This is a genomic window from Paenibacillus sp. NPDC058367 (assembly GCF_042723305.1).
In the GTDB taxonomy this organism is placed as follows: domain Bacteria; phylum Bacillota; class Bacilli; order Paenibacillales; family Paenibacillaceae; genus Paenibacillus_AQ.
In genome coordinates this window covers 130,172-155,615 of record NZ_JBHXIZ010000002.1, presented here as the reverse complement: position 1 = coordinate 155,615, position 25,444 = coordinate 130,172, and the positions used below count along the sequence as shown (strand labels likewise).

Below are 25,444 nucleotides of genomic sequence, written 5' to 3'. Positions count from 1 at the left end.
ACTGCCAGCAGAAATCTGCAGACTAAAAAAGCTGTCGAGACTCCCTCGACAGCTTAGAATCTACTCTATGAGCAGCATTTCTATTTAACAACTCTCCACACGATCCGCTGATCTGTTTTTCAAATTCGCGATACCTACAATACCAATCAACAACACGCAGAAAGAATAAGGAAGTGCCATATTAGCGGTGTATAAAGCTGTGCCTATAACTGGACCTATGAATGATCCGCCACCTTGCAGGGCCGCAATAAAGGAAGCAACACTTCTTTGCTCATGGTCTTGAACCGCCATTGAAGCACCCGCACTGTAGCCAAGCAATGTAAAGCCGATGCCAATTCCCAAGAATGTAAAGTCCACATAAGCAAATCTGATAAACAATAACAAGCCTAGCAGACCCAAAGCCACAAATAATAGCCCTACGAGCAGCACCTTTTTAGGATGCCATTTGAGATATTTGCTGATCACAATTTGCGAGAGCACCACCATTATTCCCGAGATAGCCAGACCTGTTCCAATTAGCTGTGTGGCTTGCTGGGTACTGTATCCAAGGCTGTCTTGCACAAAAAATCCGATAGTAACCTGCACGATATTCAGAGCAAACGATAGCAATAGTCCAATCCATAAATAGAGGCGTATCCGTTTGTCGTTGGGTGAAGGTGAAATCGCCTGCCGTTCGATCTCGATATTCTTTTCTTTAGGAATAAACACTAGAAATATAATAGCCAAGGTGAATAATAATATGGCTGCGGCGTACATTGGTGAGGTGAGTCCCAGCGAAGCCATTCCTCCGCTCATTGCAGGTCCTACTACGAAGCCAAGTCCATTGGCTGCACCGAATAATGCCATTCCCTGAGTACGGGTCTCTTTTGTACTCCAGCCCATAACATAAGCTTGTGCTAATGCTGGAATACCTCCAAAGAAAAAACCGGCGATTGCGCGAAGTATAAAGAAACTCCAAAACAGGCTAGTTTTGCTCGCAGCATGTACTGCATAATCAGCCAGCAGTGCAAAAATGACTAGTGTTGCCATATAGACGAACATGATCGAAGCAAGCAGCCATTTTCGGCTCATGAACGTTTGTTTTTCCCAGAAATATCCTCCGAGCAGCCAGCAAAGTCCCGCTACCGATACCAAACATCCTGATTGAAAATCACTAAGTCCCAAATTTCGAGCAAGCGGGCCAATAATCGGATTAAATGCAGCTATCGATATCATCCCTGTCAGTACAATTAGAAACATAATACCCAATCTGTATTTCATGAAATTCCCTTCTCCTCTCAAGTAAACCAAAACAATGTACGATTCATAATCGCTGTGTTCATGGTACTATGCTTGGAAGTCAGGCCTCTACCCGTTGGCGGATTACTTTACTGGTTATCGGGATTATTAGTTGAACACAAAAAAACTGCTCCTAAGAGCAGTTTAAGTGATAGCCTTTTAATCTACCGTCCCAATATTCTCCAAGTGCAATGAGCTTTCGGAGCTAACACCCGCTTCCGTACTCAGAGTAGTAAGTGCTTGTTTAAGATCCTCTTTATTCACATACACGTATGGACTCTTCCAAAGAGATTCCACATGTAAGGAATTGATATGATCTGGTTTGAGTTTGGGGAAGTTCAACAACCATTGCTGGAGATCCGCTTGTGGAATATCTGTCTTCACATTTTCACCGATGATGTCCAATACATTCCCCCATTGGGACACGCCTTGGAAATTCCCTAGCTTATCCAGAATCTGCTTAATTACTTGCTGCTGTCGATCATTGCGCTGAAAATCGGAGGATTCAGCCGTTCCTTGATTCGATTTGCGGTAACGCACAAAATCAAGCACATGTTTGCCATCCAGCTTCTGCAAGCCCTTCTTTAAGTTGATGTTCGTTCCATCTGCCGAATCGATATATTTCATATCCATATCGACATCAATGGTTAGCCCGCCAAGCAAGTCCACCGTCTCCTTCAGCACATCAAAATTCACCACAACCATGTGATCAATTGGCAGACCTAGTAAATTGCTGAAAAACTCTTTTGTATTAGGGATAGCTTCAGTTTTATCTTTTATGTAATGGTAAGCATAATAATAATTAGCTTTGCGAGAGGGCAACGATTTAGGTTTTAGCAACAAATCCCTCGGTATAGATAAGAAACTCGTCGACTTCGTGTCAGGATTGAAGCTGACAAGCATTAGCACATCGGTATTCATTACCCCACCACCACCGTCCCGACTATCTACCCCGGCAAGCAGAAAAATCATAGGTTCAACCGATACCGTCGCCTTTTTTTCCTCTGGGGCAGCGGTTGGCTGGACGTTGACTGGAGCAGCCATGCGCTCTATCGCGTTATCCGTCTTTTTGTATAAATACCCTGCATATACTCCAATTCCGATAATCGTTGCGCCTAAGACAAGTCCAATGCTCGTCAGAATTTTACGAGTTGTTGTCCACTTGCGTTTGTTAGTCATAATTCCCTCCACTCAGTTCCAGTAGCTTTTTCAATCCGTGCTTTCATCCTTATGGACTTTCACACTTAGCACTATGCCAATCGCAATCATATTAGTAAGTAACGAGCTACCTCCATAACTAATAAACGGCAAGGATATCCCCGTCAGGGGCAGCAATCCAAGATGCATTCCAAGGTTAACAGAAACTTGAAAGATAATCATGGCGATAAACCCGGTGACAACATATGCCCCTGCACGGTCCCTGCTTTCGAGTGCGATAAAGATCATTCGATAGACGAGCAATAAATATAGCATCAGCAAAATGGATGAACCTATAAAACCGTATTTTGCACCGATGACTACATAGATCGAATCGGAATACGCGTATGGAATATATCCTTTTCGCAAAAAAATACCTTCACTACCCGATAATCCACCGGAGCCAATGGCTATCATTGCGTTTTTGACATGCCAAGATTTATCGGGATCACTCTGCGGGTCCAAAAAAGCCTGAATTCGTGACAATTGATGGGGCTCGACAATCTTGGATAACAAGTCGAAGTTGGCATAATAGAGCCATAATATCGTGCCAATCGAAATAATCACCACACCGAGGATCAAGATCATATATAGAGCACGGATGTTACCTATCCAAAGCATACTAAGCAATATGCCCGCAAAAACGAGCGCTGTACCCAAATCGGGTTGATCCATGATCAAAATAAAAGGAATTAAAAAAACGAAACAAACCGGCACTAAATCTTGAAAAAAGCGAAGCTGCTGTCCTTCTCGTTTACCCAATAGATAAGCAATGAGCAGCACCGTACATATTTTAGCCAGCTCGGAGGGCTGGAGCTGAAAGCTTCCAATACTTAACCAACGCACGGCACCATTGAGGTTCTCCCCAACCAGCTTAACTAGCACAAGTAGACCAATACCCACGCTATAAAAGAGATATGCTAACCAACCTAATAGAATCTTATAATCTACCAATGCGATGAATAACATGGGTATGCAAAATAAAGCAAATAAATACAACGAACTGATGTAAAGACCATCTAACCGTGTATCCGTAGTCGCGCCATAAATAGCAACAGTACCAATACCAACTAGGCATGTTACGAGAAACAGTACGGATCTGTCCAGCTTTGCAATTTTGGTGGTGAGAAACATGATACAACCTCTATTTAATTTCTGTATTTTTCTTGTTGTAAAATGAGCATCATAAATAATCCGCCTGAGCACTAATACATCTTGTTTCAAGATGAAGCTGAAGTGCAGCGGATTATAAAGTGGTATGATTATCTCAGATCAAATTTGTCCTGATACGCCTTCTTCGATAACAGCTTTAATTTATCTTCACTCAGCGTATAAATATCCAGCCCGTTCCCTGCCTCGCCCAATGACCAGCCCAGCGCGAGCTCGTTATGGCCATCATCATCGACATCATAGAATTCGGCATAATCCAAGCCATACCCAAACCCCTCAACCTCCGAAATCTTTTGCCACGCTTCATTTTCCTGCCTAAGCAGCATTGCTTTTATAGAAGAACCTTTGTTTTTGCTGTACTCATATACAACTACCGCTTCATCGATTCCGTCTCCATCCATATCCCCAAAGGAGATAGCATTATCCTCTTGTCCATCCAACGGAGTTATCAATTGAGCTTTGTCGGGAAGCCATTTGATAAATTCCTGGCTCGTTTTGTCTCGCTGCAGGCTTGCTTCTGATGATGGAGGCTTAATCAGCTCTCCTGGTGTCGCCGGCACTCCGCATCCTCCGAGCAAAAGTATCGTTGTTAACATAGCACCTATCTTTATGAATTTGCTCGGCATTTGGATCATCGACTCCTCGCTTGTCCGCATATATAGTATTTTATCTGTGAAAGAGATGAAAGTGGTTATGAAATAGTTAAATTTGAGCTCTATTTATATCGGCAAGTCAAATTGGACAATCGTCCCCTTACCTAAAGTACTGCTTATACGCAGCTCGCCATGATGCAACGTAATAATCTGTTCCGAGATGGACAGTCCCAAACCGCTGCCTGACGCCTGTTGATCCCCTTTGTAGAATTTTCGCCGCACATTCTCTAAATCCGCTTCTGCGATGCCTGACCCAGTATCCTCAACCGTAATTACAACTTTCCCTGGAACCGTATGGGCAGTAATAAGAATTCGACCAGAGGAGCTAGTAAATTTGAGCGAATTATCAATGAGATTAATCATGACTTGCTTCACACGATTCTCGTCAGCTTGAATGACAGGCAGATTCTCTTCTATTTTCACTTCGAGCAAGATGCCTTGTCTGGTTGCTCTAGGGGTGAGTTGTCTGCCAATATGCTGCAACAGCTCTGTTAGATCCACAGTTGTGAGGTGAATTGCGATTCTTCCGTTATCCAATTTGGAGAAATCCAATAATTCATCCACCATATGAGTTAACCTGTCACTTTCAGATTCAATGATATCTAGCCCATCATGAAACAGAGCCTGGTTACTCTCCCCACCCGCCTTCAAGGTGATTACCCAGCCTTTGATCGAGGTCAATGGCGTACGCAGTTCATGGGATACGGATGCGATAAAATCATTCTTAAGCTGTTCACTTTTCGAGATTCGACTGGCCATCATATTCAATGTATCTGCCAAGGAACCAAGCTCGTCTTGATAGCGCTTTTGTACTCTTATGCTAAAATCTCCTTCAGACATTTGGTCTGCTGCCTGTTTCAGATCTTTAATGGATCTGGTTATGGTCCAAGATAGTAATAATCCAAGCAAGGTGACGATACCAATCACGAGCAAACCTACCCCGATCAGCAAAACCGCAATTTGATTTACTGTATGTATCGTTTCCGTTAAGGAGGTAATAAACCTCACTTCCCCGACGATGTTACCTTTGGCTTGTAAAGGATACGACACCGTAAAAATAGCTTCCTCCGTTACAGGGTCCTCACCCTTCCAACTGCCGGGCTGCCCTTTTATGGCTGCTTGCACATCCATATTATCTGTCATCGTAAAATCGCCTTGGATTCCATTAGAATCCTGCAGCAGCCGACCTTCAGCATTAATAATCTGTACCTGTGCATCGGAATGGCTGGCAAAGCCCTTTAACAACCTATCCGATTGTTCCTCTAAATCCTCATCGCTAAAATATTGCTGATAAAAAGAAGCCGACAGTTCTGCTTGATTCATCAGGGTTTGCTCTATATTATGAAAATAATAATAACGTACAGATAAATTAAGAATAATCTCAAGAATGAGCACAGTAAGACAGATCACTACAAAATAGCTTCCTACTAATCTTTTCTGAATACCCATTCTTCAACCATCCTTTCTAAAGCGGTATCCGAGCCCCCATACAGTCTCAATCCAATGCGGGTTAGAGGCATCCTCTTCAATCTTCTCTCTTAGCTTACGCACGTGAACATCTACTGTCTTCGGATCACCAATAAAATCCTCACCCCAGACCAGGTTCATTAATTCATTCCTAGATAGTGCTGTATCCGGATGCTCTAAAAAGGTCTTCATCAACTGGAATTCCTTCGGGGTTAATTCAATAATGTCATCGTGCTTAAACATCTTGTTCGAGTTCAAATCCAGGCGAATCGGTCCAGCTTGAAGGATAGTTTTTTGCGGTTTTAAAGCTGTTTCTGTACGACGCAATATCGCTTTGATCCGTGCCACCAGTTCTAATGGATTAAAAGGTTTCACAATGTAATCGTCGGCACCCATTTCAAGGCCATTGATTTTATCCAGATCTTGTCCTCGTGCTGTTAAAAAAATGATGATGACCCCAGCATCCTGCTCTCTTAGCTTCCGGCAGATCTCAAACCCATTTAAATCCGGCAACATGATGTCCAGAACAATAACGTCTGGCCGGTTCGCCTCAAAGCTCTGCAATGCTGCTTCACCACAAGCAGCCTCACTAACCACAAACCCATTATTCGTTAAATTGATAGCTATAAACCGTCTAATATTATCGTCATCTTCCACAATAAGTACTTGATTGCGTTCTACAGTGTTCATGCTCTTCACCCCTATAACCCAGTATTCAAACATGCAAAAAAAACAAAAAAACTCTCCCAGTAAAGAGAGAGTCTTGTCTCAGATCCCTGTAATTAAATCACAAGTGGATATTACTCTATATCGCTATGCTTGTCAAAAATCTAATCCAAATACACAGCCTTACCCGTTTGTGCAGATTCATAAATCGCTTCTAATATTTGCGAAACAACATAAGCCTGTTCAGGTGTTACAACCGGGTCTTTATCCTGTTCAATAGCCTCGATCCACTTTCTTAATTCGATGTCAGGTGCACTTTCTGCTTTTCCTTCATAGTAAGCAACACCGCCTGCCCCAAGCTCAATTTTATTGGTGTACAGCTTGCTGAATTTCTCTCCATTAATTCTAAGTCCGTCCTTCATATCTGCGCCTGCTTCAGTCCCGCTCAAGCTGCATTTCGCTTCATGCACATCCAGAGAATTGAGTGCCCAGCTCGCTTCCAGCATAATTGTGGCGCCATTCTCCATTACGACCATCCCAAAGGCTGAGTCCTCCACGGTGAACTTTTTAGGGTCCCAAGGTCCCCAAGCGTTGGCGGCCTCTTCTTTTTGAGACAGTTCGTGATATTTGGTGCCCAGCACGACTTTTGGTTTATAGTTATCCATCATCCACAGCGTTAGATCCAGCGCATGGGTTCCGATATCAATCAGCGGTCCACCACCTTGCTTTTCTTCATCGAGGAATACTCCCCATGTCGGTACAGCTCTCCGTCTAATGGCATGTGCTTTTGCAAAATAGATATGACCAAGCTCCCCAGACTCACAGGCTTTTTTCAAATACAAACTGTCTTCTCTGTAGCGGTTGTCATATCCAATGGTTAGCTTCTTGCCTGTACGTTTCGCTGCTTCCACCATTCGTTTGGCATCTGCTGCCGTCTTGGCCATTGGTTTTTCGCACATGACGTGTTTTCCTGCTTCAAGGGCTGCAATTGAGATCTCAGCATGAGCGTCATTCGGCGTTAGCACGTGAATAATATCAATGGAATGATCTTTCAATAATTCAGTATAATCCGTATAGACTATAGCTTCAGAACTTCCGTATTTCTCTGCCGCTTCTTCAGCACGTTCTTTAATAATGTCACAGAAAGCAACGATCTCAACCTTACTTTGTCTGCTCAAACTTGGAAGATGCTTCCCGTTCGCAATTCCACCACATCCAATAATTCCTACGCGAAAAACTTTACTCATTTCATTCACCCTCACTCTAATTAGTTTGTTTTGCATTTCGATAAGTTGCTGGAGTCATCCCTAACCGCTTGCGGAAGACAATATGCAAATATGTAGCATTCGTAAATCCTTCCGTTTGAGCGATTTGTTCGATCGGACAATTGCTTTCTTCAAGCTTACGGCAGACCGCTTTCAACCGGATATCCTCAAGCGCCCTACTGAAAGATTGTTCGGCGTTAACTTGTTTAAACACTCGCTGCAGCTGCCTTGAACTAATATTCAGCTTTTCAGCAACATTCTCCAAGGTAACGGCTCCTGAATAATTAGCTTCCATATATTGAATTGCGTATTGGTACCGATAGGTTGACATATCTCTAACAGGCGCTTCTGTTCGAATTCCACCAGCATCATACGCTCTTACTGCCTTTAATAAAATGCTGATTACGAGATGTTTAATGGAAGTATAATATCCCGTTAGTTTACCTTCACAAGCTTCATAGGCTTCAAGAAAACATTTCATAGCGCTGTGATAATCTTGCGCTGGAACTAGTGGTAGCTGCTTTAGCTTCTGAACACAGGTCTCAGCCTCCGCAACCTCCCAAGGATCAACCTCCTCTCTGATCTTCTCTTTGATGTCCACATGTAGACACAGTTCTTCCATAGAATCATCTGGATCCGCCTCTTGGCGGTGCATGACACCCGGTCCGGTTAAATAAAACATTCCCTCAGACAAGGGGTATTTTAAATCGCCAAGAGTCACTTCTCCCTTTCCTCTTGGAATAAAATGAAATTCGAATTCAGAATGATTATGGAAATCTATGACTCTTCCCGGCGGAAAAGAGGTCAAATGAAATCTAAGAACTGTTATCTCGTAATGTCCCCATTGGATTGAAATATCCAATCTTTCGAGCATATCATGCTTCTCAAACATCATCTCATAGGGAAAGTTACTCAATGTTAAATCCTCCTAACAGGTGGAGACCGGTTAAGCGTCTAGATCTGCTAACCGAATCATACGAGCTTCTTTAGCAGAACGATTCGCCGCCTCCATTAATCTCGTAAGCTCCACAGCAATTTGAACATTCTCGGTGGCGAAAGTATCCTTTTGGATATGATTAACCCATTGATGGAATGCGCTTTCACGATTAGCATGTAGCGCTACTTCTTTCCATCCTTCCTCTTTGTCAGCGGATTTGTTACTTCTAAGAAGAAGCTTATCCTCTGGTGTTCCGTAAAGAAGAGTTCCCTCGGTTCCATGTACCTCGATGGTAAACGGCGAATGACTATTCACGAAACCAGCCTCGACCACACCAATTGCTCCTGAATTCGTAAATAATGTTACCACTGCATTATCTTCTACTTCCTTGCCCGTTACATAACCAAAATTAGCACTTACACCGGTCACATCTTGACCTAAGAAAAGCTTCGTCAAATACATAGGATGACAGCCCAGATCAATCAAAGCTCCGCCACCACATTGTTCCAAGCTATAGAAATGATCGGGAAGCCAGTTTTCTGTAGCCCCATTATGAGATAAGCGAACTCTAACGTAAGTAATCTCTCCGAGCAGTTCTTGACTTAGAACCTCTTGAATCGTTAATGCGTATCCATCATTTAGACGTGGCAAGGATACGGTCAGCTTCACCTCGTTCTCTTCCACTGCGCTTATGATCTCTTCAACTTCTTTATGTGTGGGGGCAATTACTTTTTCCGTAAAAATATGTTTGCCCGCTTTAGCCGCAGCAACAATTACATCTCTGTGCACATTGGTCGGCGCATCCACTATGACGGCATCTATATCCTCTTGCGCAAGCAGTTCATCCAGTGATTCGAAAAAAGGAACATTTAAGCTTTCGGCAGCTTTTTTCCCACGCTCTGCATCTTCATCCCAAACTGCAGCCAATACAGTATCCTCATGTTCTTGAGCTTGCTTCGTATAGTCCCAAGCATGTACATGCCAATAGCTAATCTTACCAATTCTTATCGTCATTTGCTTGTGCCTCCCGTATATATGTTATTCTGACATCTACTAATAAAATATCACATAACAAAGCCCTTTATTAGTAGGAAAATGCGACATTATATATATAATATTACGACGCTATCGTTTCATATGATGTACAATTTCCATTTAATCACTTCTTACATTACACAACCAAACCATATGATCGGAATTGGGTCCCCAATAATCTTTTACTACCTTATAAGGCGCCCCAAATTTACGCTTCCACTTGATTTGTGCACGTTTATAGCCACTATCCAAACAAAATTGCTCGATCCCTTGTTCGTTTAGAAATATCATCATTTTCTTAATTAATGCCGAACCAATCCCTTGCCCCTGATAACACGTATAAACTCCCCAATTCCCCCAAATGATCCAACTGATGTTCTGTACAGATTTGAATAGTCTCACCACAGGGACCATAGGAAATCGTACCCACAACCTTCTCATTGATTTTAGCGATAAAGAAATAAATATCCGAGTTTGCCTGTTCCAGTGAAGATAGCGCCTTTTGCTTTTTATGATCGGTTTCACTTTGTATATCCTCAAGTAAGTGACCTAATCCCTCTTTGTAAAAGGCATCCGATATTGATTCTTCAAATACCCGGCATGTAGATACATAATCGCCCTCGGTGAGTGTACTAATAGTTAAATGCTTTGTCTCATTCATTATGTTGATCTCCTCTGCAATAATGTACTATAAACAATCAAGTTATGAGGTTTATATTCATAAGACAACTTTTACTGGAGGTCATCATGAATATAATTTCCTTTCTTCTCTATTGCATTGTAGTTACATGTTCACCCGGTCCTGCCAATATTGTTATTCTTTCTTCCGTGCAACATTCAGGGGCTAAGAAAACCATGCGGTATGTATACGGGGCTACGATGGCTTTTGGTCTATTGCTTATCCTTTCTACCTTGATGAATCGTGTTCTGGTGGAGGTCATCCCAAATATCCTGATCATTATGCAAGTCGTCGGAAGTATATATATGCTCTATCTTGCTTATAAAATCTTTAAAATGGGTGCAATGGAAGACAAGCCTAATCCAAATGCCAATTTTCGGTCGGGTTTACTTATGCAACTTGTGAATCCTAAAGTGCTCTTATTTACTTTAACAGTCATTCCCAGCTATGTAATGCCATTCTATACTTCTTCTCTCACCTTATTTATGTTTGTTATAATTATAACTGTGATCGGATTTTTTGCTTTTACGACATGGGTTGTATTTGGGGCAATCTTCAGAGCATTTCTGCAAAATCACCAAAAAGTTCTAAATACTCTGATGGCACTATTTTTAGTATACTCTGCCATTATGATATCGGGAATCCTATAAGTCGTGGAGGTTAAGAGCGTGGAGAAATTCAACTATAAAAAGTCAGCAGATATCCTAACATTGTCAGCTAGTATGAGTGATTTCACTTATAAAAAACATTGCCATGAGGAATACGCAATCGGTGTCACCTTACGTGGCATTCAGCAATATAACCTTGATGGTAGCTTGCAATCCTCTCATAAAAATGGCGTAATGCTATTTAATCCCGAGCAAACGCATGACGGCAATTCATATGATAAAGCAGGTATTGATTATGTCATGCTATATATCAAGCCAACCTTGATACAAGAGATCCTAGGAAAAAAAGAACTTCGCTTCTCCTCTCCCATCCTATACGATGACAAATTGGCACAGTGCATATTAGCGCTAAGTCATGCCATCCAGAATGGCAAAGAGGAGTCCTTGTGCAGTGAGCTGTTGTTAAACCTGGTTCATGTAGTATCTAATACTGAACTAGTTACAGAGCACAGGATAAATAATAAATTTGTCAAAAAAGCAAAGGAAATGATGTACTGCAGTTTAGAACATGTATTGAAACTAGATGATCTCTGTAAAGAGTTTGGACTTTCCAAATATCAATTTATCCGAGAGTTTAAGACACATACAGGAATATCACCTTATCAATTTTTCTTAAATTGCAAGGTAGAGCATGCCAAGCAGTCCATTGAGAAAACTAAGGATATCTATGCCGCTGTAGTAGATTGTGGATTTGTGGATTTAACTCATTTGAACCGGCATTTTAAAAGTGTATTTGGCATAACCGCACATGAATACAGGTTACAACTGCATTGAGCAGAAGTAACCTGTATTCATCATGATTTATAAAATTTGACCATCCACCATTGTCCAGCACACTTTAAATTCATCATCCAAGAGGACCATATCCGCATCAAAGCCAGATGTTATTGTCCCCTTTTGTTGAAGTCCAAGAATATTGGCCGGCGTAGTTGAAGCCATCTTTACGGCGTCTATCAATGGAATTCCAGTTTCGACAGTATAACGTAAAGCTTCATTCATAGTCACTGTGCTTGAAGCTAGCGTTCCATCCTTCAGTCTCGCTACCCCCTCGGATACCGTAACATGATGGCCTCCGAACATATAATCCCCATCACCTAGTCCCATAGCTTGCAGTGCATCTGTAATCAAGACCATTCCTTCTGGTCCTTTCAAGGTATGCATTAATCGAATAATTGCAGGATGCAGATGGACGTTGTCCACAATCGCTTGAAGACTTACATGCTTCTCTTCAAAAGCAGCCACAATTACCCCTGGATCTCGATGATGGATAGGCCGCATGCCATTAAAACAATGCGTAACATGACTTGCCCCCGACGCAAAGGCTTGTTTAGCTTCTTCATATGTGGCATCCGAATGAGCGATGGCTATAACTACACCCTTTTCTTTCAAAAAGGAAATGAGCTCCATCCCTCCCGGTAACTCCGGAGCAATTGTAACCATCTTAATGAGTGAACCCGCTTCTTCAAAAATCAAGTTCATTTCCTCTAAGTTGGGGTGGCGTAGATACTTTTCGTTCTGCATTCCTTTTCGCTTCGGGTTCAAGTAAGGTCCTTCTAAATGAATACCTGCGATCTTTGCGCCCACTTCATGTCCGATCACACGCTTGACACTACGAATCATTTCTAAAAGATCTTCTAGCGTAGAACTCACAGAGGTAGCCAAAAATGAGGTACAGCCAGATGAAGCACAAGCACTTGAGACCTCTTGAATACTCTTTTCCGTACCGTCCATCATATCGAAGCCATTGGCGCCATGAATATGAACATCTATCATCCCGGGTACTAATAAATGGCCACCACCATCGATCCGTTCATATTGTCCCTCTGGAATCGAAAGATCCTCTGTATCTATCTTTATGATTTTCCCTTCAGAAATCCACACATTAGCCGCTGGGACAATACGATTCTGAAGCGCCACTTGTACATTTTGTAGAATATAAGACATAAATATCCTCCTCTGTTTTGTTATCAGTCTTGCTCTCGAGCCTCTTCAGTTTCTTCTGGACATTCAATCACTGTGATGTTCTTCTGATCTAGAATTTCCCTGATCTCACTGGGGAGTTCCCGATCGGTAATTAGAATGTCAACGAACTCAAAGTCTAGACGGAAAAATGATTTGCCAATAAATTTGGTGTGATCAGCCACTAAGATGACTTGATCTGATCTTCGGGCCATTTCTCTCTTCACCCGCACATCTTCTTCATATGGATAGTAGAGTCCATCAGCACGGATCGCGGATGCTCCAATAAAGGCTTTATCAGCACGGATTTCACTAAGTTTATCGATAATAGAAGGGCCATATAACAGGCGGTTTTTCACATTCAAGTAACCACCAAGAACATAAATTTGCAGATCCTCCCGCTGTGACAAGATCCCTACGTTATCAATCGAGTGCGTAACAACCGTAATATCCTTCGCACTGATCTGTTCTGCTACAAATTGCACGGTGGTAGATACATCTAAAATCACAGTCTCATGATCTTGGATAAGCTGCGCCGCAGCCTTCCCTATCCTCTGCTTACTCTCAGATTCATCGATCAATCGATCTTGATAAGATAACAATTCTTTTTGTAACTCAGGTAACGATACCCCTCCATGCGTTCGGATCACAACACCTTCTTGTACTAATCTAACAATATCCCTACGTGCGGTATCTCTGGATACATCAAATTGCGTACAGATCTCTTGAACACTCATCGATTGGTGTTGTTTCAAATATTCGAGTATTTTTAACAATCTCTCCTCTTGAAACATCATGTATGCACCTCCTAAAGTCATCATAAGTTATTAAGTAAGTATTTGCAAGTATTAAATACGTAATTATAAGTATATGTAAGTATTTTTGGCAACTTAACTTCATTTATATTCGCAAAAAAGACGTTAGCCAGATGAATGTACATCCGTTAACGTCCTTCAATTCACTTCATAGTGCGATTCCAACTCTTTTGGATCTTTCGAATAAAAACGATTTGCCCTACGTGATACGCGTTATGTGTTGTCACATTGCCTATTACTTCCCACCACTGACTGCCTTGGAATTCTTGAACATCGGTATCCAATTGTTCCTTTGTAATCAGTTCCTGCCAACATAAAAGAACTTCTAAGAGTTGTTGTTGAAGCTCTTGGAACGTTACTCCTTCTGCAACGACAAAGGTATTATTGTTATCCACTGAAGGAACCGCATGGACACTCTTTTCTTTATACCTTGTTTGCCAAGTTTCATTCCAGTAGAGCAGGTGCTGCACTACCTCAGCAATACTATTGCTTTCTTCCGTTACTTTCCAAAATGCTTCTTCTTCGCTTAAGTCTTTTACGGCTACCTCAAAGGGCACGTACCAACTTGGATCATTCGCATTAGCTAGCAACTGGTTAGCCAGAACATCATATACATGAAACATTCTTACTTCACCTCATTATTTAGATCATTATCAGCAAATCAAGTGCCGCAGAAGGTTCGATATGGACGTGCTGATTCCTCAGGTAGTGCCGAGTATTCATCCTGTTCAGGGGAATAAGCGTAAGGATTGGAAAGAGCTTTAAGCAATCGCTCCATCACACTGTAATCTTCCTGTTGTACTGCCGCTTGGAGCGCTTCTTCTACCCTGTGGTTCCGCGGAATGATCGCAGGATTACTATTGCGCATTAGCTGCAGCGAAACCTCTTTCGATTGCTGCTGTCTGCTAAGTCTAGCCTGCCATAACTCTTGCCACTTCGTAAATTCTGCTGCACCAAACAGAGCGGTTTCTTCCAGCTTCTCTAAAGTTAGGGCACGGAAGGTATTGGTATAGTCTGCCCGATATTTCTGCATCAAATCTAGCAGATCCTCAATTAGCGCTACATCCTCCACCTCTTCGTTGAAGATTCCGAGCTTCGCCCTCATACCTGAGAGCCAGTGATGGTAAGACCGCTCTTTAAAATCTGCAATTTCCTCTTCAGCGAGCTGAATCGCCTGTTCTTGATCATCAGCCAGCAATGGCAGGAGAGTCTCAGCGAATCTCGCGAGATTCCAAGAGGCAATACCCGGTTGATTGCCATAGGCATAACGACCCTGCTGGTCAATGGAACTGAATACCGTTTCTGGATGATACACATCCATGAAGGCGCAAGGACCATAATCAATCGTTTCTCCGCTAAGCGCCATGTTGTCGGTGTTCATTACTCCGTGAATAAATCCTACCAGCTGCCACTTGGCAATTAATTCAGCCTGACGTCCAATCACTTCTCGAAGCAGGAAAAGATAACGATTCTCTTGAGAAACAGCTTCCGGATAATGTCTTTGTAATGTGTAATCTGCCAGAGTACGGACATCCTCAACAGTACCCCACGCTGCAACATATTGAAAGGTGCCCACCCGTAGATGACTTGCAGCAACTCGGGTCAGAATAGCACCAGGCTGCTCTGTTTCTCGAATAATCGTTTCTCCAGTAGTTACCACTGCCAAGCTGCGAGTGGTAGGAATACCCAAACCATGCATGGCTTCGCTGATGATATATTCACGAAGCATCGGTCCAAGTCCGGCTCGGCCATCGCCACCACGAGAATATGGTGTTCTTCCCGCGCCCTTAAGCTGAATGTCTATGCGTTCACCTTGGGGTGTGATCTGCTCACCAATCAGTGCAGCTCGGCCGTCACCTAACATGGTAAAATGTCCGAATTGATGTCCAGCATACGCTTGAGCAAGGGACACAGTACCTTCAGGGACTTCATTGCCTGCAAGATTCTGAACCCCCTCCTTACTATGTAGTGCTGTGCTATTCAGCCCTAAGGTAGTAGCCAATGGTTCATTTAAAATAACTAACTCCGGCTTACGCACAGGAGTTGGTTTGATCCTTGTAAACATGGATTCCGGCAGATGAGCATAACTGTTCTCAAAGTTCCATCCTATATCTATCTTCTCCGTCATAATATCTCCTTTTTATACCATCAGTCTATGCCTTTATGATCTCAGAATAAGTTATGTTAAAATTTAATGCAAATCTTCGCAATAACAAATACCCTTACTGAATAGATAAAAAGACCGCCCAGTCTCCTGCCATTCATGTAGGGAACCAGACGGTCTTAAATTATGATGTTCTAACCTGTTATTACCTTAAAGGAAGCTAATTCGCTCCGCCTTTGGAGAGCATGATATTTAAGATGGTCTTGTCAGTATCCGCCAGACCTTCCTGAACCAGCCGCTCCATGTTGCGGATAGTGTCTTCCACCTCTTCGAAAATAACTCCATCCTTGGTTGTAGGAGCAATATTGTTCATCGCCAGTGTGGCTGCCTGAATCGCTGTATTAGTGGAGGTGGATATCTTCAGCGCACAGGTTGAATTTGCACCGTCGCAAATCATACCTGATAAAGAGGCTATCGTATTCTGTATCCCATGCTTGATCTGCTCAAGAGTGCCGTCCATGAGATAAATGATCCCGCTATTCGCTCCAACTCCACCTGCAATTCCTGAACCACATAAAGGCGACAACCGCCCAATATAATGCTTGATATGCACAGTGACCAGATTACTTAGTGCAAGCGCCCGAGCCAGCGTCTCTTCATCCTTGCCAAGTAATTCCGCCAAAGATATAACAGGAAGCGTACAGGCGATGCCTTGATTTCCGCTGCCTGCTGTTGTCATCACAGGCATTGCGCTGCCATCCATACGAGCATCTGAAGCCGCAGCAGTGGCCGCTATAATTTTGTTCGCTACATCATTGCCAAACAAATTCACAGCAGATTGCTGATTCATCTTCTTCCCTACTTGCAACCCATAATCGCCTCGGAGTCCCTCTTCGGAAATCGCTTTGTTCATCCGAGCGCCTTCCAAGAGGAAACTAAGGTCTGAAAATGGAGCCTTAGTTATAAACTCGAATATCCGATCTACAGAGCCTTCATAGGCTTCAGTATCAGAAAGTCCAGGCTTGCCACAATCTGCTTTAGACTTCTTAGGTGTCACTTTTTTTCCGTCCAGAGCCAGATATTCTATATTAGTGTGTTCTTTAGCAAGGATGGCAGTCGCTGTATGATTCTCTGTCTTCACCTGTGCTTCAATATATAATTTCTCAGGAGTGTCCATTATCTCCACTTTTAGCAGCTTTCGATCAAGCAGGTCATTTGCCAGCTTTAGCTCATCCTGAGTCAGACCTGATAGGATTTCCAGCTCCTTGTGCGAACGTCCGACCACCGCACCAAGGGCTGCTGCGATAGGCAGACCTGTCTGGCCTGTCCCAGGGATGCCCACTCCCATTGCATTTTTAATAATATTACCACTGAGATGCAGCTGAATCCCCGTTATTTCTTCCTCGAGAAGCTCTGCCGCCAAGGAGACGGCATACGCAACTGCGATCGGCTCTGTGCAGCCTTCTGCCGGTACGACTTCCTTGTGCAAAATTTCCAATAAGTTGCCCATGTATGCTTTTCCCCCTTCTCTCTCCCACTTGGAGTCATTTCTATATAGTAACGCAGAGTGAAGTTTCAGGGAATCCTTTTTCCTTTTTCTTCTCTAGAAGCTTCTGCTAGATCAACATCTTACATGCTTGCGTTTAAAACCAAGCCGAGCTTTGTCGACTGCTTTTTGAATATTTGCGTACGCGTGAATCAATTTACTTTTTGCCTTATTCTTATCAACTTCAATTGGCCCTACAGTTCTTGCGGTTTCACTGGCCTTATCATGAAGTGGCGAATAAGATACGGCCACTGTGTACATGAAATTATTCATTGCGTATTGGGTACGTTCTGGAGAATCATGAATCGTATTTTCCACCATCTCAAGCATACCAGCAAGCTTGCTTTCGGAAAACTCAACATCCGGCCGACTGCCAAGCAGCCAGCAGTAACAGCTCCAGCCCGCTGACATTCTCAGCTCTTCACCACTCGCGATCCATTTATCGGCAACTTGTTGTGCAATATCTGCTTCTGCCAAGGTTACTGCCACTACAAAGTCGGACAGCATATAAAAATAAGCCGCATCCATCCATCGGTCATAATCCGCTTCCGTCATTGCATTGGGATCAGCAATGATGCCAGCAAAATACATGGCATCATAGTTCCCTGTCGCGTAAAGTTCCTCAGCCAATGGCTGATTTATTTTGGTTTTCTTGAAGATTGGCTTCATTGCTCCGGTAGCCACGCCAAATAGCGGTTCCTTTGCTCCATTAGACATATATATTTTCTTGGTTCGTTCCTTGCCAAGCGCTTCCAGCTCCTGCATGACCATCTCTAAATCCACTATTTAACACTTCCTTTTTCAAAGTTCTTTCCCAAGCTATCTTAGGTTTGTACTAGTTAAAGAAAGTGTACTGTATGGGTTTCCTTGTCGCAAGTTAAGTTTCCTAAGAAATCCTTATGGGTGCGCAAATAACCACCTATATTATTAGGTGGTTATTACCTCAACCTTTTACAGAACCGATTGTAATCCCAGCAACGATCTTTCTGGACACAAGAAGATAAAGTATAAACGTGGGCAGAAACACCAGAAGTGATGCAGCAAAAATACCCGAGTAATTACCAGTATTTGTATATCCTACTACGATGGATTGAAGAGCTAATGCTATTGGATGTCGATCCGGATTATTAGCAAAGATCAGAGCATAAAAATATTCATTCCAGATCCCCATCACATTAAAAATCGTTAGCGTCAAAATACCAGCCTGTGCCATAGGTAAGATGATTTTGATAAAAGCTTTAATCGGCCCACATCCATCGATCGCTGCTGATTCCTCCAATTCTTTCGGAATGGATGCAAAGAACCCTGTAAGCAAAAATACAGCAAAAGGGACATTCGTAAAAATGTATACAAAGATTAACGTAAATGTTGAGCCTGTTAAATTCAATGAATAAAATAACGAAAACAACGGGATCGAGATCAGTAGCCCCGGAACTGATAATGCCGAGATAAACATTAAATCAACTAACCTTTTTCCCCTAAACTGAATTCGTCCCAATATATAAGCAGCCGGAGCTGCAACAACGATAATACCTACGCAAGAGGTTACCGTATAAACTAGACTGTTCAAAAAGTACAAGCCGATCTTCGTTTCTTCGAATAATCGGGTATAGTTAGAGAAATGAAATCCGCTCGCCAGTAGTTTGTTCGTAAATATCTCTCTTGTTGTGCTGAGTGAAGCAAGGAATGCGTATCCAAAAATAATAATTGTAAAGATAAGCCAGACTACTAATGGAACATATCGAATGATTCGAGTGATTGAGTGAAGACGCATATTGTCTCCTCCTTCCTAGTATTCTAAACGATCCTTCCTAAACAACAGACCAATCAAGAAGGAAAAGCCAATAATTGCAACAGTAATCAATACACCAATCGCAGCCCCTGCTCCAACATTGAAAGCTTGCGTATCAGAAATTCTCTCCCCACCAAATACCTTCAAGTACATATAATAGCCAGGAGTCATCGTATGTGGATCATTTCTCCCGAAAATGGAAGACCATACAAAGAAGTTAATGGCTGTAACCGTCCATAACACCAGCGTGGTCTTAAACACATCACGGAGTAACGGAAGAGTAATATGGAAGAACTGATATACTGTGTTTGCTCCTTCCAATAATGCTGCTTCGTAGTAATCATTAGGTATCCGATCCATGGCCGCACCAAGAATTAATAAGAAATAACCAATTGATCCAAAACAAAAAGCGATCAGCATGGATAAAAATAAATGCTGGTCATCCGTCCATTGAATATTGGCTAATTGTTCAAGTCCAAGAAGGCGAAATACATGTGTCAACAATCCAAAGGTTGGATTATACACATACTGAAGCCATATTACTGACATGACAACAACAGATACAGTATTAGGCAGGTAAATCAAGGCTCTCCAGAAGCCTTTGAAACGAACGCCGGAGGAAATAAGCACGGAGAAGAAAAAAGCCATAACGAAAACAATGAGTCCACCAATAATCCAAATCTTAAGCACATTTAATGAAGAATTTAAAAAATAGGAATTATGAAATAACCCCCAGTAATTGTCTAAACCAATAAATTTCCATTCACTGATACTACTGTTTATATTAGATATCTCGTAAAAGCTCATAAACACTGCCCGCAAGGTTGGATAAAAAAAGATCGACATATAAACCAGGATAGCAGGCAGAAGGAATAGCATGATAATCGGTTTACTAATTCTCATCTTTGTATCCCCCGCATCATAATGTGCAACTTATTCTTCCTTATACTCTAAAAAATCTATATGCAGCTGCCGCTATTGACCGCCACATATAGATTTACATAAAATCTAGATTGAACAAAAAGACTCGAGAAGAGGGAACGAAGTGACGGAGGGGAATTTTGGAACTGTTATGTTTTATTTACCGGCGTAGAATTTCTTAGCTTCCGCACTTAGCTTCGGCCCGAATTCTTCTGGCTTCAGTTTGCCAGTGATAAGTTCCATGAAGGTAGGCACAATGGTGGCAAGCGTAAAGTCTCCTCCATCACCAATACCTCCACCCCAAGGCATATTTTCTTTTGCATTTAGAAAAGCAGCCTCTGCTTCTGCAAGCATCGCAGGCCATTCAGAATCAATAGTAGCTGGGATCGCAAGTGCATCCTTCGCCATTTTTTCTTGTATCTGCTTACTAACGATATGTTTGATAAGCTCAAAAGCAGCCTCTGCATTCTTGCTCGATTTATTAATGAACATCCCTTGAGATCCAAAGATCAACCCTTGTTTTCCACCTTTACCGTTTCCATTTGGAACATCTGGGAATTGAAACGTGCCCCATTTGAAATCTGGTCCTGAGGTGGCAAGCACTTCATTCGGAAGCCATGTTCCATTTAGATAAGCGGCAGAACCACCAAGCACGAGATCTTGCTGAGCCGCAGGATATTTACTTCCGGCAATTTTATTAGAGAAAAAACCTTTAGCGTTTAAATTAGCCATATCTTTAGCGAATTGAAGAATGATTGGATCATTCCACATCTCACCGGTCTTATCCTGCACAAGCTGGCTTACCCAATCTGCCCCCATCGCATTTGCCAGATAGGATCCAATAAATAAGTCCCGATATGCGTCATCAAAGGTAAGCGGTGCTGAACCTGCTGCTTTGATTTTTTCAGCATCTGCAAGGAATTCGTCCCAAGTGGCAGGCGCTTTTGTTATCCCAGCCTTCTCATACACTTCCTTGTTATAGAAAAAGAGTACTGCATACGGTTGCTGCGGAATCGAATAAATACCTTCTTCTAAACCGTACTTAATGGAAAGCGATTGTATCCAGCTTAACAAGCTTGGAATCATTGAATCCTTTACTGACTTGCCTTCCATTCCGATGGATGGCTCCGCAAGCAAATCATCAAGCTTCATAACGTAATCTCTCATCCCTTGAATACCAGCTGGGCTACCTGGATCGGCTTCCCAAATATCAATTTGCTCTCCTCCATCCAAAGCAGGCTTGATCAATTTTAAGATATCACGACCGGTAAACTTCAGATCCACTTCAACTTCTGGATTAGCAGCCTTGAATTCAGCAACTGCAGACTCAATAACCTTCGCTTGTGGTTCTGTGCTGCTCCACATCGACCAGAATACTACCTTACCTTCTAGTCCAGAAGCTTTAACTTCGGTGGTAGCCTCAGTTGTAGCTGTAGGGGTGTTCTCCTTAGTTGCTTCAGGCGGGGCAGCATTGTTCGTTGTATTGCTTGATCCACAACCAGCCAATAACGTTAGAACCATCGACATAGCAAGCAACAAACCTGTGAGCTTCTTTTGTCTTTTTTTCACGTGTGTAGCATCCCCCTCAAATATGAAAGTGCTTTCACAAGTAAGTATATAACGAAGCAACTCAGGTCTAACATCGACGATATTGAACAAAGCATGCACAATTTTATCTAAATTTCAATCACCTTCAGCATCCTAAAAAAAAGAGAGCTTCGATTAAAATCATCGAAACTCTCTCTTGGTTTAAGCTCCAACTATTCTAAAATCAATGTTATTAGGCGGTGGATTTAAGGTTATAGCTTCCTTCATTAATTCTTCAGATAATACATTGTTTCTGCTCTCTGCTAGCTTCTTAGCTTGATATTTATACCACAGCTCCACAATCGTAACTTCACCTTCACGAATCACAGCAAATTCTTTCTGGAATAAGTTTAATAGGAATTCATTATGATCCAACTCCTGAGCTGCAGCTCCAATAATAATTTGAAGACGATCACTTTGCCTGAACTCTTCAGGAAGTGATTCGTACACACTCCAAGCCTTAGCAAATTGTTTATTTCTAATCAACATGCTAATATACTCATCTGCAAATGCTCTGTCTGGAAAGCCATTGTATAAAGAATACGCCAGTTCATAATAGACCAGAGCCTGATCTGCCTCTCCTCTCTGTTCAGAGGTAATCGCCAGATTACGATAAACCCAAGCAGATGGCTTCAATTCAAGCGATTGATGCCATGCAGTTACACCTTGATCTTCCAATCCATGCTCATAGAGCATAGTGCCGTAATGCAAGTAGGAATCCCACGTTTGATTATCTGCATGCTCTAGACTGGTACGAAGCAATTCCATCCATTCTTCTTGGACCATCCAAGAGGCCGGAATATCTTGCACATCTCCCTCTGGCAAACCACCTTCTTGTAACAGGGCTAACCATGGAAGTTGCGGTGCTGCAATACTGGATTCCAAGAATAAAAATCCATCCGGAATCGACCTTTCAGCATGAGCTTTTCTGCGAATATCCTCGAGTGCTCCCCAGCCTGAGCCTGAGTGCAATAGTTCTGATGGTGTTAAATTAGCATAAGTTTGCAACTTCTCATGAAGAATATACACTTCATCTTCTTGCAATTGTTCATTGACTTGCGTTTCAATAAAATCCCGAGCCTCAGACCAATCCCTTTGATTTGCCTTATGTGCATCCACCTGAGTAACACCGAATATTTGCGTGAAATCCCATATTGAATTCGCAGGCATATCTAGTCCATGCATCTGTGTTGGAGCAAGCCCTGCTTGTATCTCAACATAATTACCTTCGCCTGGCTTCGCTAAGAAATCGCACCATCTTCTACCACCTGCATGGTTGCCCCAGCAAAATAACTTACGATATCTTAAGAGGCTAGTCGAACGTTCGTAGAATAAACTACCATCCTCATAGGCAATCGCTTCCCACGGGGATTTATAATCTGCTTCTGTCTGAAAAAAATACTCGTTAGAGAAAGGAATTCTCATTGGATATGACGAGTCTTCATTTGGAACTGAAGGAAGCACTGGCAAATCTCCCAATCCAAACCCCTTTACTTGGTGATCAATATAGATAACCTTACTAGTGGATGAGAATACTCTTGATTGCAAGGTTTCCGGTGCTGCAATATTTGTCCAATAATACATAGGAACCGACGCTTTGCTATCATTAATGATTCTTACATAGACAGAGAGTTCCTTAGCCCCTTGAGGAAGATGAAAATCAATATGCCAAAAAATGTTCTTACAACGCTCATATTCATAAATTCTTAGAAATTCATTGCCATTATCATCCATCAATTTGGCAGCATGTACGGGAGATGCGGTCGTAAAGGTGTGACCTACCTGTCCCACATTCCATTCAATCCCTCCAGAGAACCAAGCGTTAAGAATCGCTAAATTAGCCGGTTGAAAGACAGGATTTGTATACAGTATATCTTTATTCGTACGTTTATCTTTAAGCGAATAGAGTCTACCTCCATACTCAGGTAAAAAGACTGCTTTTAAGATGTCATTTTCCAATACAATCGACTTCATAACCATCGGTTTTCTTTCACGTGTATATCGATCCTGCATGCGATAAGGTAAATATCTCCCACCTGTATGTTCACCCAGCTGCTGTCTCAATTCTGGCGTAAGTGTACCATTATCCCCCACTTTTGTATGATGGTCTCTGTTTCTGAACATTGGAAGAGGATTCTCTCCTTCTAATAATGCGCCTTCAAGAGTTAATGTTGAAATGACTACACTCATTCACGTCACATCCAATCCCATATAGTTAATCCAATTTTACACTGCTAAATGCTAAAGCTACCATTAACAGAATTGAACAAAACCTGTACGATTTAGGACACTCAATAAACAGGTTTATTCTTTAGAAGAACTTAATTCCCGCACACTCTTGGTTATTTTCTCAACCTCATCTTGCCACTGTTTAACAGTCAGCGTATTGCTCATTAGGCCAGTTATGGGGTTCCATATTGCCTCTACGTCTTTGATGACTAGCTGCGATGCTTGTTTCCATTGAAAAACAATCGGTGCTACATCTTTTTGAGATATTTGAACGGAATCATAGAATATTGGAGAAGTGTATGGCTTTACGATTTCCAGACCATTTTTAACCGTGACTATACCTTTGGATTTCTCCGCGTTTAATTGAACGATATCATCATTGTATTGATAACGCAGGAACTCCTTGGCAAGTTCAATATTCTTCGCCTTGGCGGGAATAAACAGGCTATCCAAATAGGACATGACATACCTCTGATCCCCCTTATTAAACACAGGTGGTGCGAGAAAACCAAATTCGAATCCTTCTTCGCGTGGAGTGCCTTTCATTTCATTCTCTATCCATATTCCGCAGGGAATGAACAATGCCTTACCTTGTAGAAAAGCAGCCTGTGCTTGTGTATGGCTTAACTTAACGGTTCCTGGCATGACATAACCTTTTTGTGCTATAGCACTCAACACCTCAGCTATTTGTCTGACGGAATCGGACCTAAATGCATCCTTCTCATAATTTTCCGCCTTCCAGACGTCTTCCATCCCCCCTACAGATGCCACTGACGGCCAGAAAATAGACTCTAAATAACCCGGAAACAAACCTTGGTAGGTAAATAGTGATCTTCCATCCTTCTTAGCGAGCTCACCTAACTTCAAGAATTCATCCCATGTCTCTGGGAGCTTCCAGCCTTTTTTCTCAAAAAGAGTCTTGTTATAGATTAGCCCCATTGGTGAGGTATAGAACGGTGCAGCATAAATTTTTCCATCCCCTAAGGGATTAGCATAATCTAAAATACCATCCAGCATTTTATTGTTAAGAGGTTCTTGATTATCGAGAGCATTCCCTTCAAATACATCCGTCAAATCGAGTAATAATTTATCTCTTAACATTTCTTCAATCATACCTGTCGTCTCACTCTGTGAGATATAAATGATATCGGGTGGATTACCAACTGCGATTTGCGGTTTAAGTATTTCCATGATCTTGGGGCTTGAAGTCAAATTAATAGTTACCCCTGGATAATCTGATTCAAATCGTTGTTTCACCGCGAGCCAATAATCCTTTCCTTGCCCTCCCTCAAATACTGCTAAGTTCAGAATTTTGTTCGCAAACTCATGTTTCACTTGAGAGGATTGCATTTTGCTCAGGCTCGAATCTGAAGGAGTACATCCTGCGCTAGCCCATAATAATAGGATCACACCTGCGAAAATTAAACTCTTTTTAATAGATTCCACATATTTCATAACAGGTGCCTCCTCCTTGGA

Annotated in this window: 23 protein-coding genes; 2 read left to right on the top strand and 21 right to left on the bottom strand. The window is 42.2% G+C overall.

Annotated elements, in window-relative coordinates:
* Nucleotides 1-84 precede the first annotated feature (84 nt).
* The 10 genes from ACFWMP_RS11255 to ACFWMP_RS11210 form a co-directional block, all read right to left on the bottom strand.
* Nucleotides 85-1,260 (bottom strand): MFS transporter, encoded by a 1,176-nt coding sequence (locus ACFWMP_RS11255; protein WP_379423736.1) that lies wholly within the window; start codon nt 1,258-1,260, stop codon nt 85-87.
* Between the two features lie 177 nt (nt 1,261-1,437).
* Nucleotides 1,438-2,457, bottom strand: a complete 1,020-nt coding sequence (locus tag ACFWMP_RS11250; RefSeq protein ID WP_042189704.1) for an LCP family protein — start codon at nt 2,455-2,457, stop codon at nt 1,438-1,440.
* 30 nt (nt 2,458-2,487) lie between these two features.
* A complete protein-coding gene (locus ACFWMP_RS11245; protein WP_379423735.1) occupies nt 2,488-3,609 on the bottom strand; it encodes an FtsW/RodA/SpoVE family cell cycle protein in 1,122 nt (373 codons plus the stop codon).
* Nucleotides 3,610-3,737: 128 nt separating this feature from the next.
* The gene (locus tag ACFWMP_RS11240) at nt 3,738-4,301 is read right to left on the bottom strand and encodes a hypothetical protein (protein ID WP_379423734.1); all 564 of its coding nucleotides are present in this window, start codon (nt 4,299-4,301) and stop codon (nt 3,738-3,740) included.
* A gap of 63 nt (nt 4,302-4,364) precedes the next feature.
* Nucleotides 4,365-5,747, bottom strand: a complete 1,383-nt coding sequence (locus ACFWMP_RS11235; protein WP_379423733.1) for a sensor histidine kinase — start codon at nt 5,745-5,747, stop codon at nt 4,365-4,367.
* A 3-nt stretch (nt 5,748-5,750) separates the two neighbouring features.
* Nucleotides 5,751-6,455, bottom strand: a complete 705-nt coding sequence (locus tag ACFWMP_RS11230; protein WP_379423732.1) for a response regulator transcription factor — start codon at nt 6,453-6,455, stop codon at nt 5,751-5,753.
* A 140-nt stretch (nt 6,456-6,595) separates the two neighbouring features.
* Nucleotides 6,596-7,678 carry a Gfo/Idh/MocA family protein gene (locus tag ACFWMP_RS11225; RefSeq protein ID WP_283908063.1) on the bottom strand — a complete coding sequence of 361 codons (1,083 nt, stop codon included), beginning with the start codon at nt 7,676-7,678 and terminating at the stop codon, nt 6,596-6,598.
* A 16-nt stretch (nt 7,679-7,694) separates the two neighbouring features.
* On the bottom strand, nt 7,695-8,612 hold the full coding sequence (locus ACFWMP_RS11220) for a helix-turn-helix domain-containing protein (RefSeq protein ID WP_379423731.1): 918 nt from the start codon (nt 8,610-8,612) through the stop codon (nt 7,695-7,697).
* A gap of 30 nt (nt 8,613-8,642) precedes the next feature.
* Nucleotides 8,643-9,647 carry a Gfo/Idh/MocA family protein gene (locus ACFWMP_RS11215; RefSeq protein ID WP_379423730.1) on the bottom strand — a complete coding sequence of 335 codons (1,005 nt, stop codon included), beginning with the start codon at nt 9,645-9,647 and terminating at the stop codon, nt 8,643-8,645.
* Between the two features lie 319 nt (nt 9,648-9,966).
* Entirely contained in the window at nt 9,967-10,329 is a 363-nt protein-coding gene (locus ACFWMP_RS11210; protein ID WP_379423729.1) for a hypothetical protein, read from the bottom strand.
* A gap of 86 nt (nt 10,330-10,415) precedes the next feature.
* Between ACFWMP_RS11210 and ACFWMP_RS11205 the strand changes: the two genes are divergently transcribed.
* Together ACFWMP_RS11205 and ACFWMP_RS11200 are read left to right on the top strand one after the other, a co-directional pair.
* On the top strand, nt 10,416-10,997 hold the full coding sequence (locus ACFWMP_RS11205; RefSeq protein ID WP_076299331.1) for a LysE family translocator: 582 nt from the start codon (nt 10,416-10,418) through the stop codon (nt 10,995-10,997).
* An 18-nt stretch (nt 10,998-11,015) separates the two neighbouring features.
* Nucleotides 11,016-11,789 carry an AraC family transcriptional regulator gene (locus tag ACFWMP_RS11200; RefSeq protein WP_379423728.1) on the top strand — a complete coding sequence of 258 codons (774 nt, stop codon included), beginning with the start codon at nt 11,016-11,018 and terminating at the stop codon, nt 11,787-11,789.
* A 27-nt stretch (nt 11,790-11,816) separates the two neighbouring features.
* Here ACFWMP_RS11200 and nagA read toward each other — a convergent pair whose 3' ends face one another.
* The 11 genes from nagA to ACFWMP_RS11145 form a co-directional block, all read right to left on the bottom strand.
* Nucleotides 11,817-12,959 carry an N-acetylglucosamine-6-phosphate deacetylase gene (nagA, locus tag ACFWMP_RS11195; protein WP_379423727.1) on the bottom strand — a complete coding sequence of 381 codons (1,143 nt, stop codon included), beginning with the start codon at nt 12,957-12,959 and terminating at the stop codon, nt 11,817-11,819.
* A gap of 23 nt (nt 12,960-12,982) precedes the next feature.
* Nucleotides 12,983-13,768, bottom strand: coding sequence for a DeoR/GlpR family DNA-binding transcription regulator (locus ACFWMP_RS11190; protein ID WP_081382852.1), 786 nt, complete (start codon nt 13,766-13,768; stop codon nt 12,983-12,985).
* Nucleotides 13,769-13,932: 164 nt separating this feature from the next.
* Nucleotides 13,933-14,412, bottom strand: a complete 480-nt coding sequence (locus tag ACFWMP_RS11185) for a DinB family protein (protein WP_379423726.1) — start codon at nt 14,410-14,412, stop codon at nt 13,933-13,935.
* A 38-nt stretch (nt 14,413-14,450) separates the two neighbouring features.
* Nucleotides 14,451-15,917 (bottom strand): protein adenylyltransferase SelO, encoded by a 1,467-nt coding sequence (locus ACFWMP_RS11180; protein ID WP_379423725.1) that lies wholly within the window; start codon nt 15,915-15,917, stop codon nt 14,451-14,453.
* A gap of 196 nt (nt 15,918-16,113) precedes the next feature.
* Nucleotides 16,114-17,403: an L-cysteine desulfidase family protein gene (locus ACFWMP_RS11175; protein WP_379423724.1), complete on the bottom strand. Its 1,290-nt coding sequence runs from the start codon at nt 17,401-17,403 to the stop codon at nt 16,114-16,116.
* Between the two features lie 111 nt (nt 17,404-17,514).
* Nucleotides 17,515-18,222 (bottom strand): DNA alkylation repair protein, encoded by a 708-nt coding sequence (locus tag ACFWMP_RS11170; protein WP_042189737.1) that lies wholly within the window; start codon nt 18,220-18,222, stop codon nt 17,515-17,517.
* 160 nt (nt 18,223-18,382) lie between these two features.
* On the bottom strand, nt 18,383-19,213 hold the full coding sequence (locus ACFWMP_RS11165) for a carbohydrate ABC transporter permease (protein ID WP_076286546.1): 831 nt from the start codon (nt 19,211-19,213) through the stop codon (nt 18,383-18,385).
* 15 nt (nt 19,214-19,228) lie between these two features.
* Nucleotides 19,229-20,134: a carbohydrate ABC transporter permease gene (locus ACFWMP_RS11160; protein ID WP_076286547.1), complete on the bottom strand. Its 906-nt coding sequence runs from the start codon at nt 20,132-20,134 to the stop codon at nt 19,229-19,231.
* 174 nt (nt 20,135-20,308) lie between these two features.
* A complete protein-coding gene (locus tag ACFWMP_RS11155) occupies nt 20,309-21,721 on the bottom strand; it encodes an ABC transporter substrate-binding protein (protein WP_379423723.1) in 1,413 nt (470 codons plus the stop codon).
* 180 nt (nt 21,722-21,901) lie between these two features.
* Nucleotides 21,902-23,929 (bottom strand): DUF5107 domain-containing protein, encoded by a 2,028-nt coding sequence (locus ACFWMP_RS11150; protein WP_042189743.1) that lies wholly within the window; start codon nt 23,927-23,929, stop codon nt 21,902-21,904.
* A 114-nt stretch (nt 23,930-24,043) separates the two neighbouring features.
* A complete protein-coding gene (locus tag ACFWMP_RS11145) occupies nt 24,044-25,423 on the bottom strand; it encodes a carbohydrate ABC transporter substrate-binding protein (protein WP_379423722.1) in 1,380 nt (459 codons plus the stop codon).
* Nucleotides 25,424-25,444 lie beyond the last annotated feature (21 nt).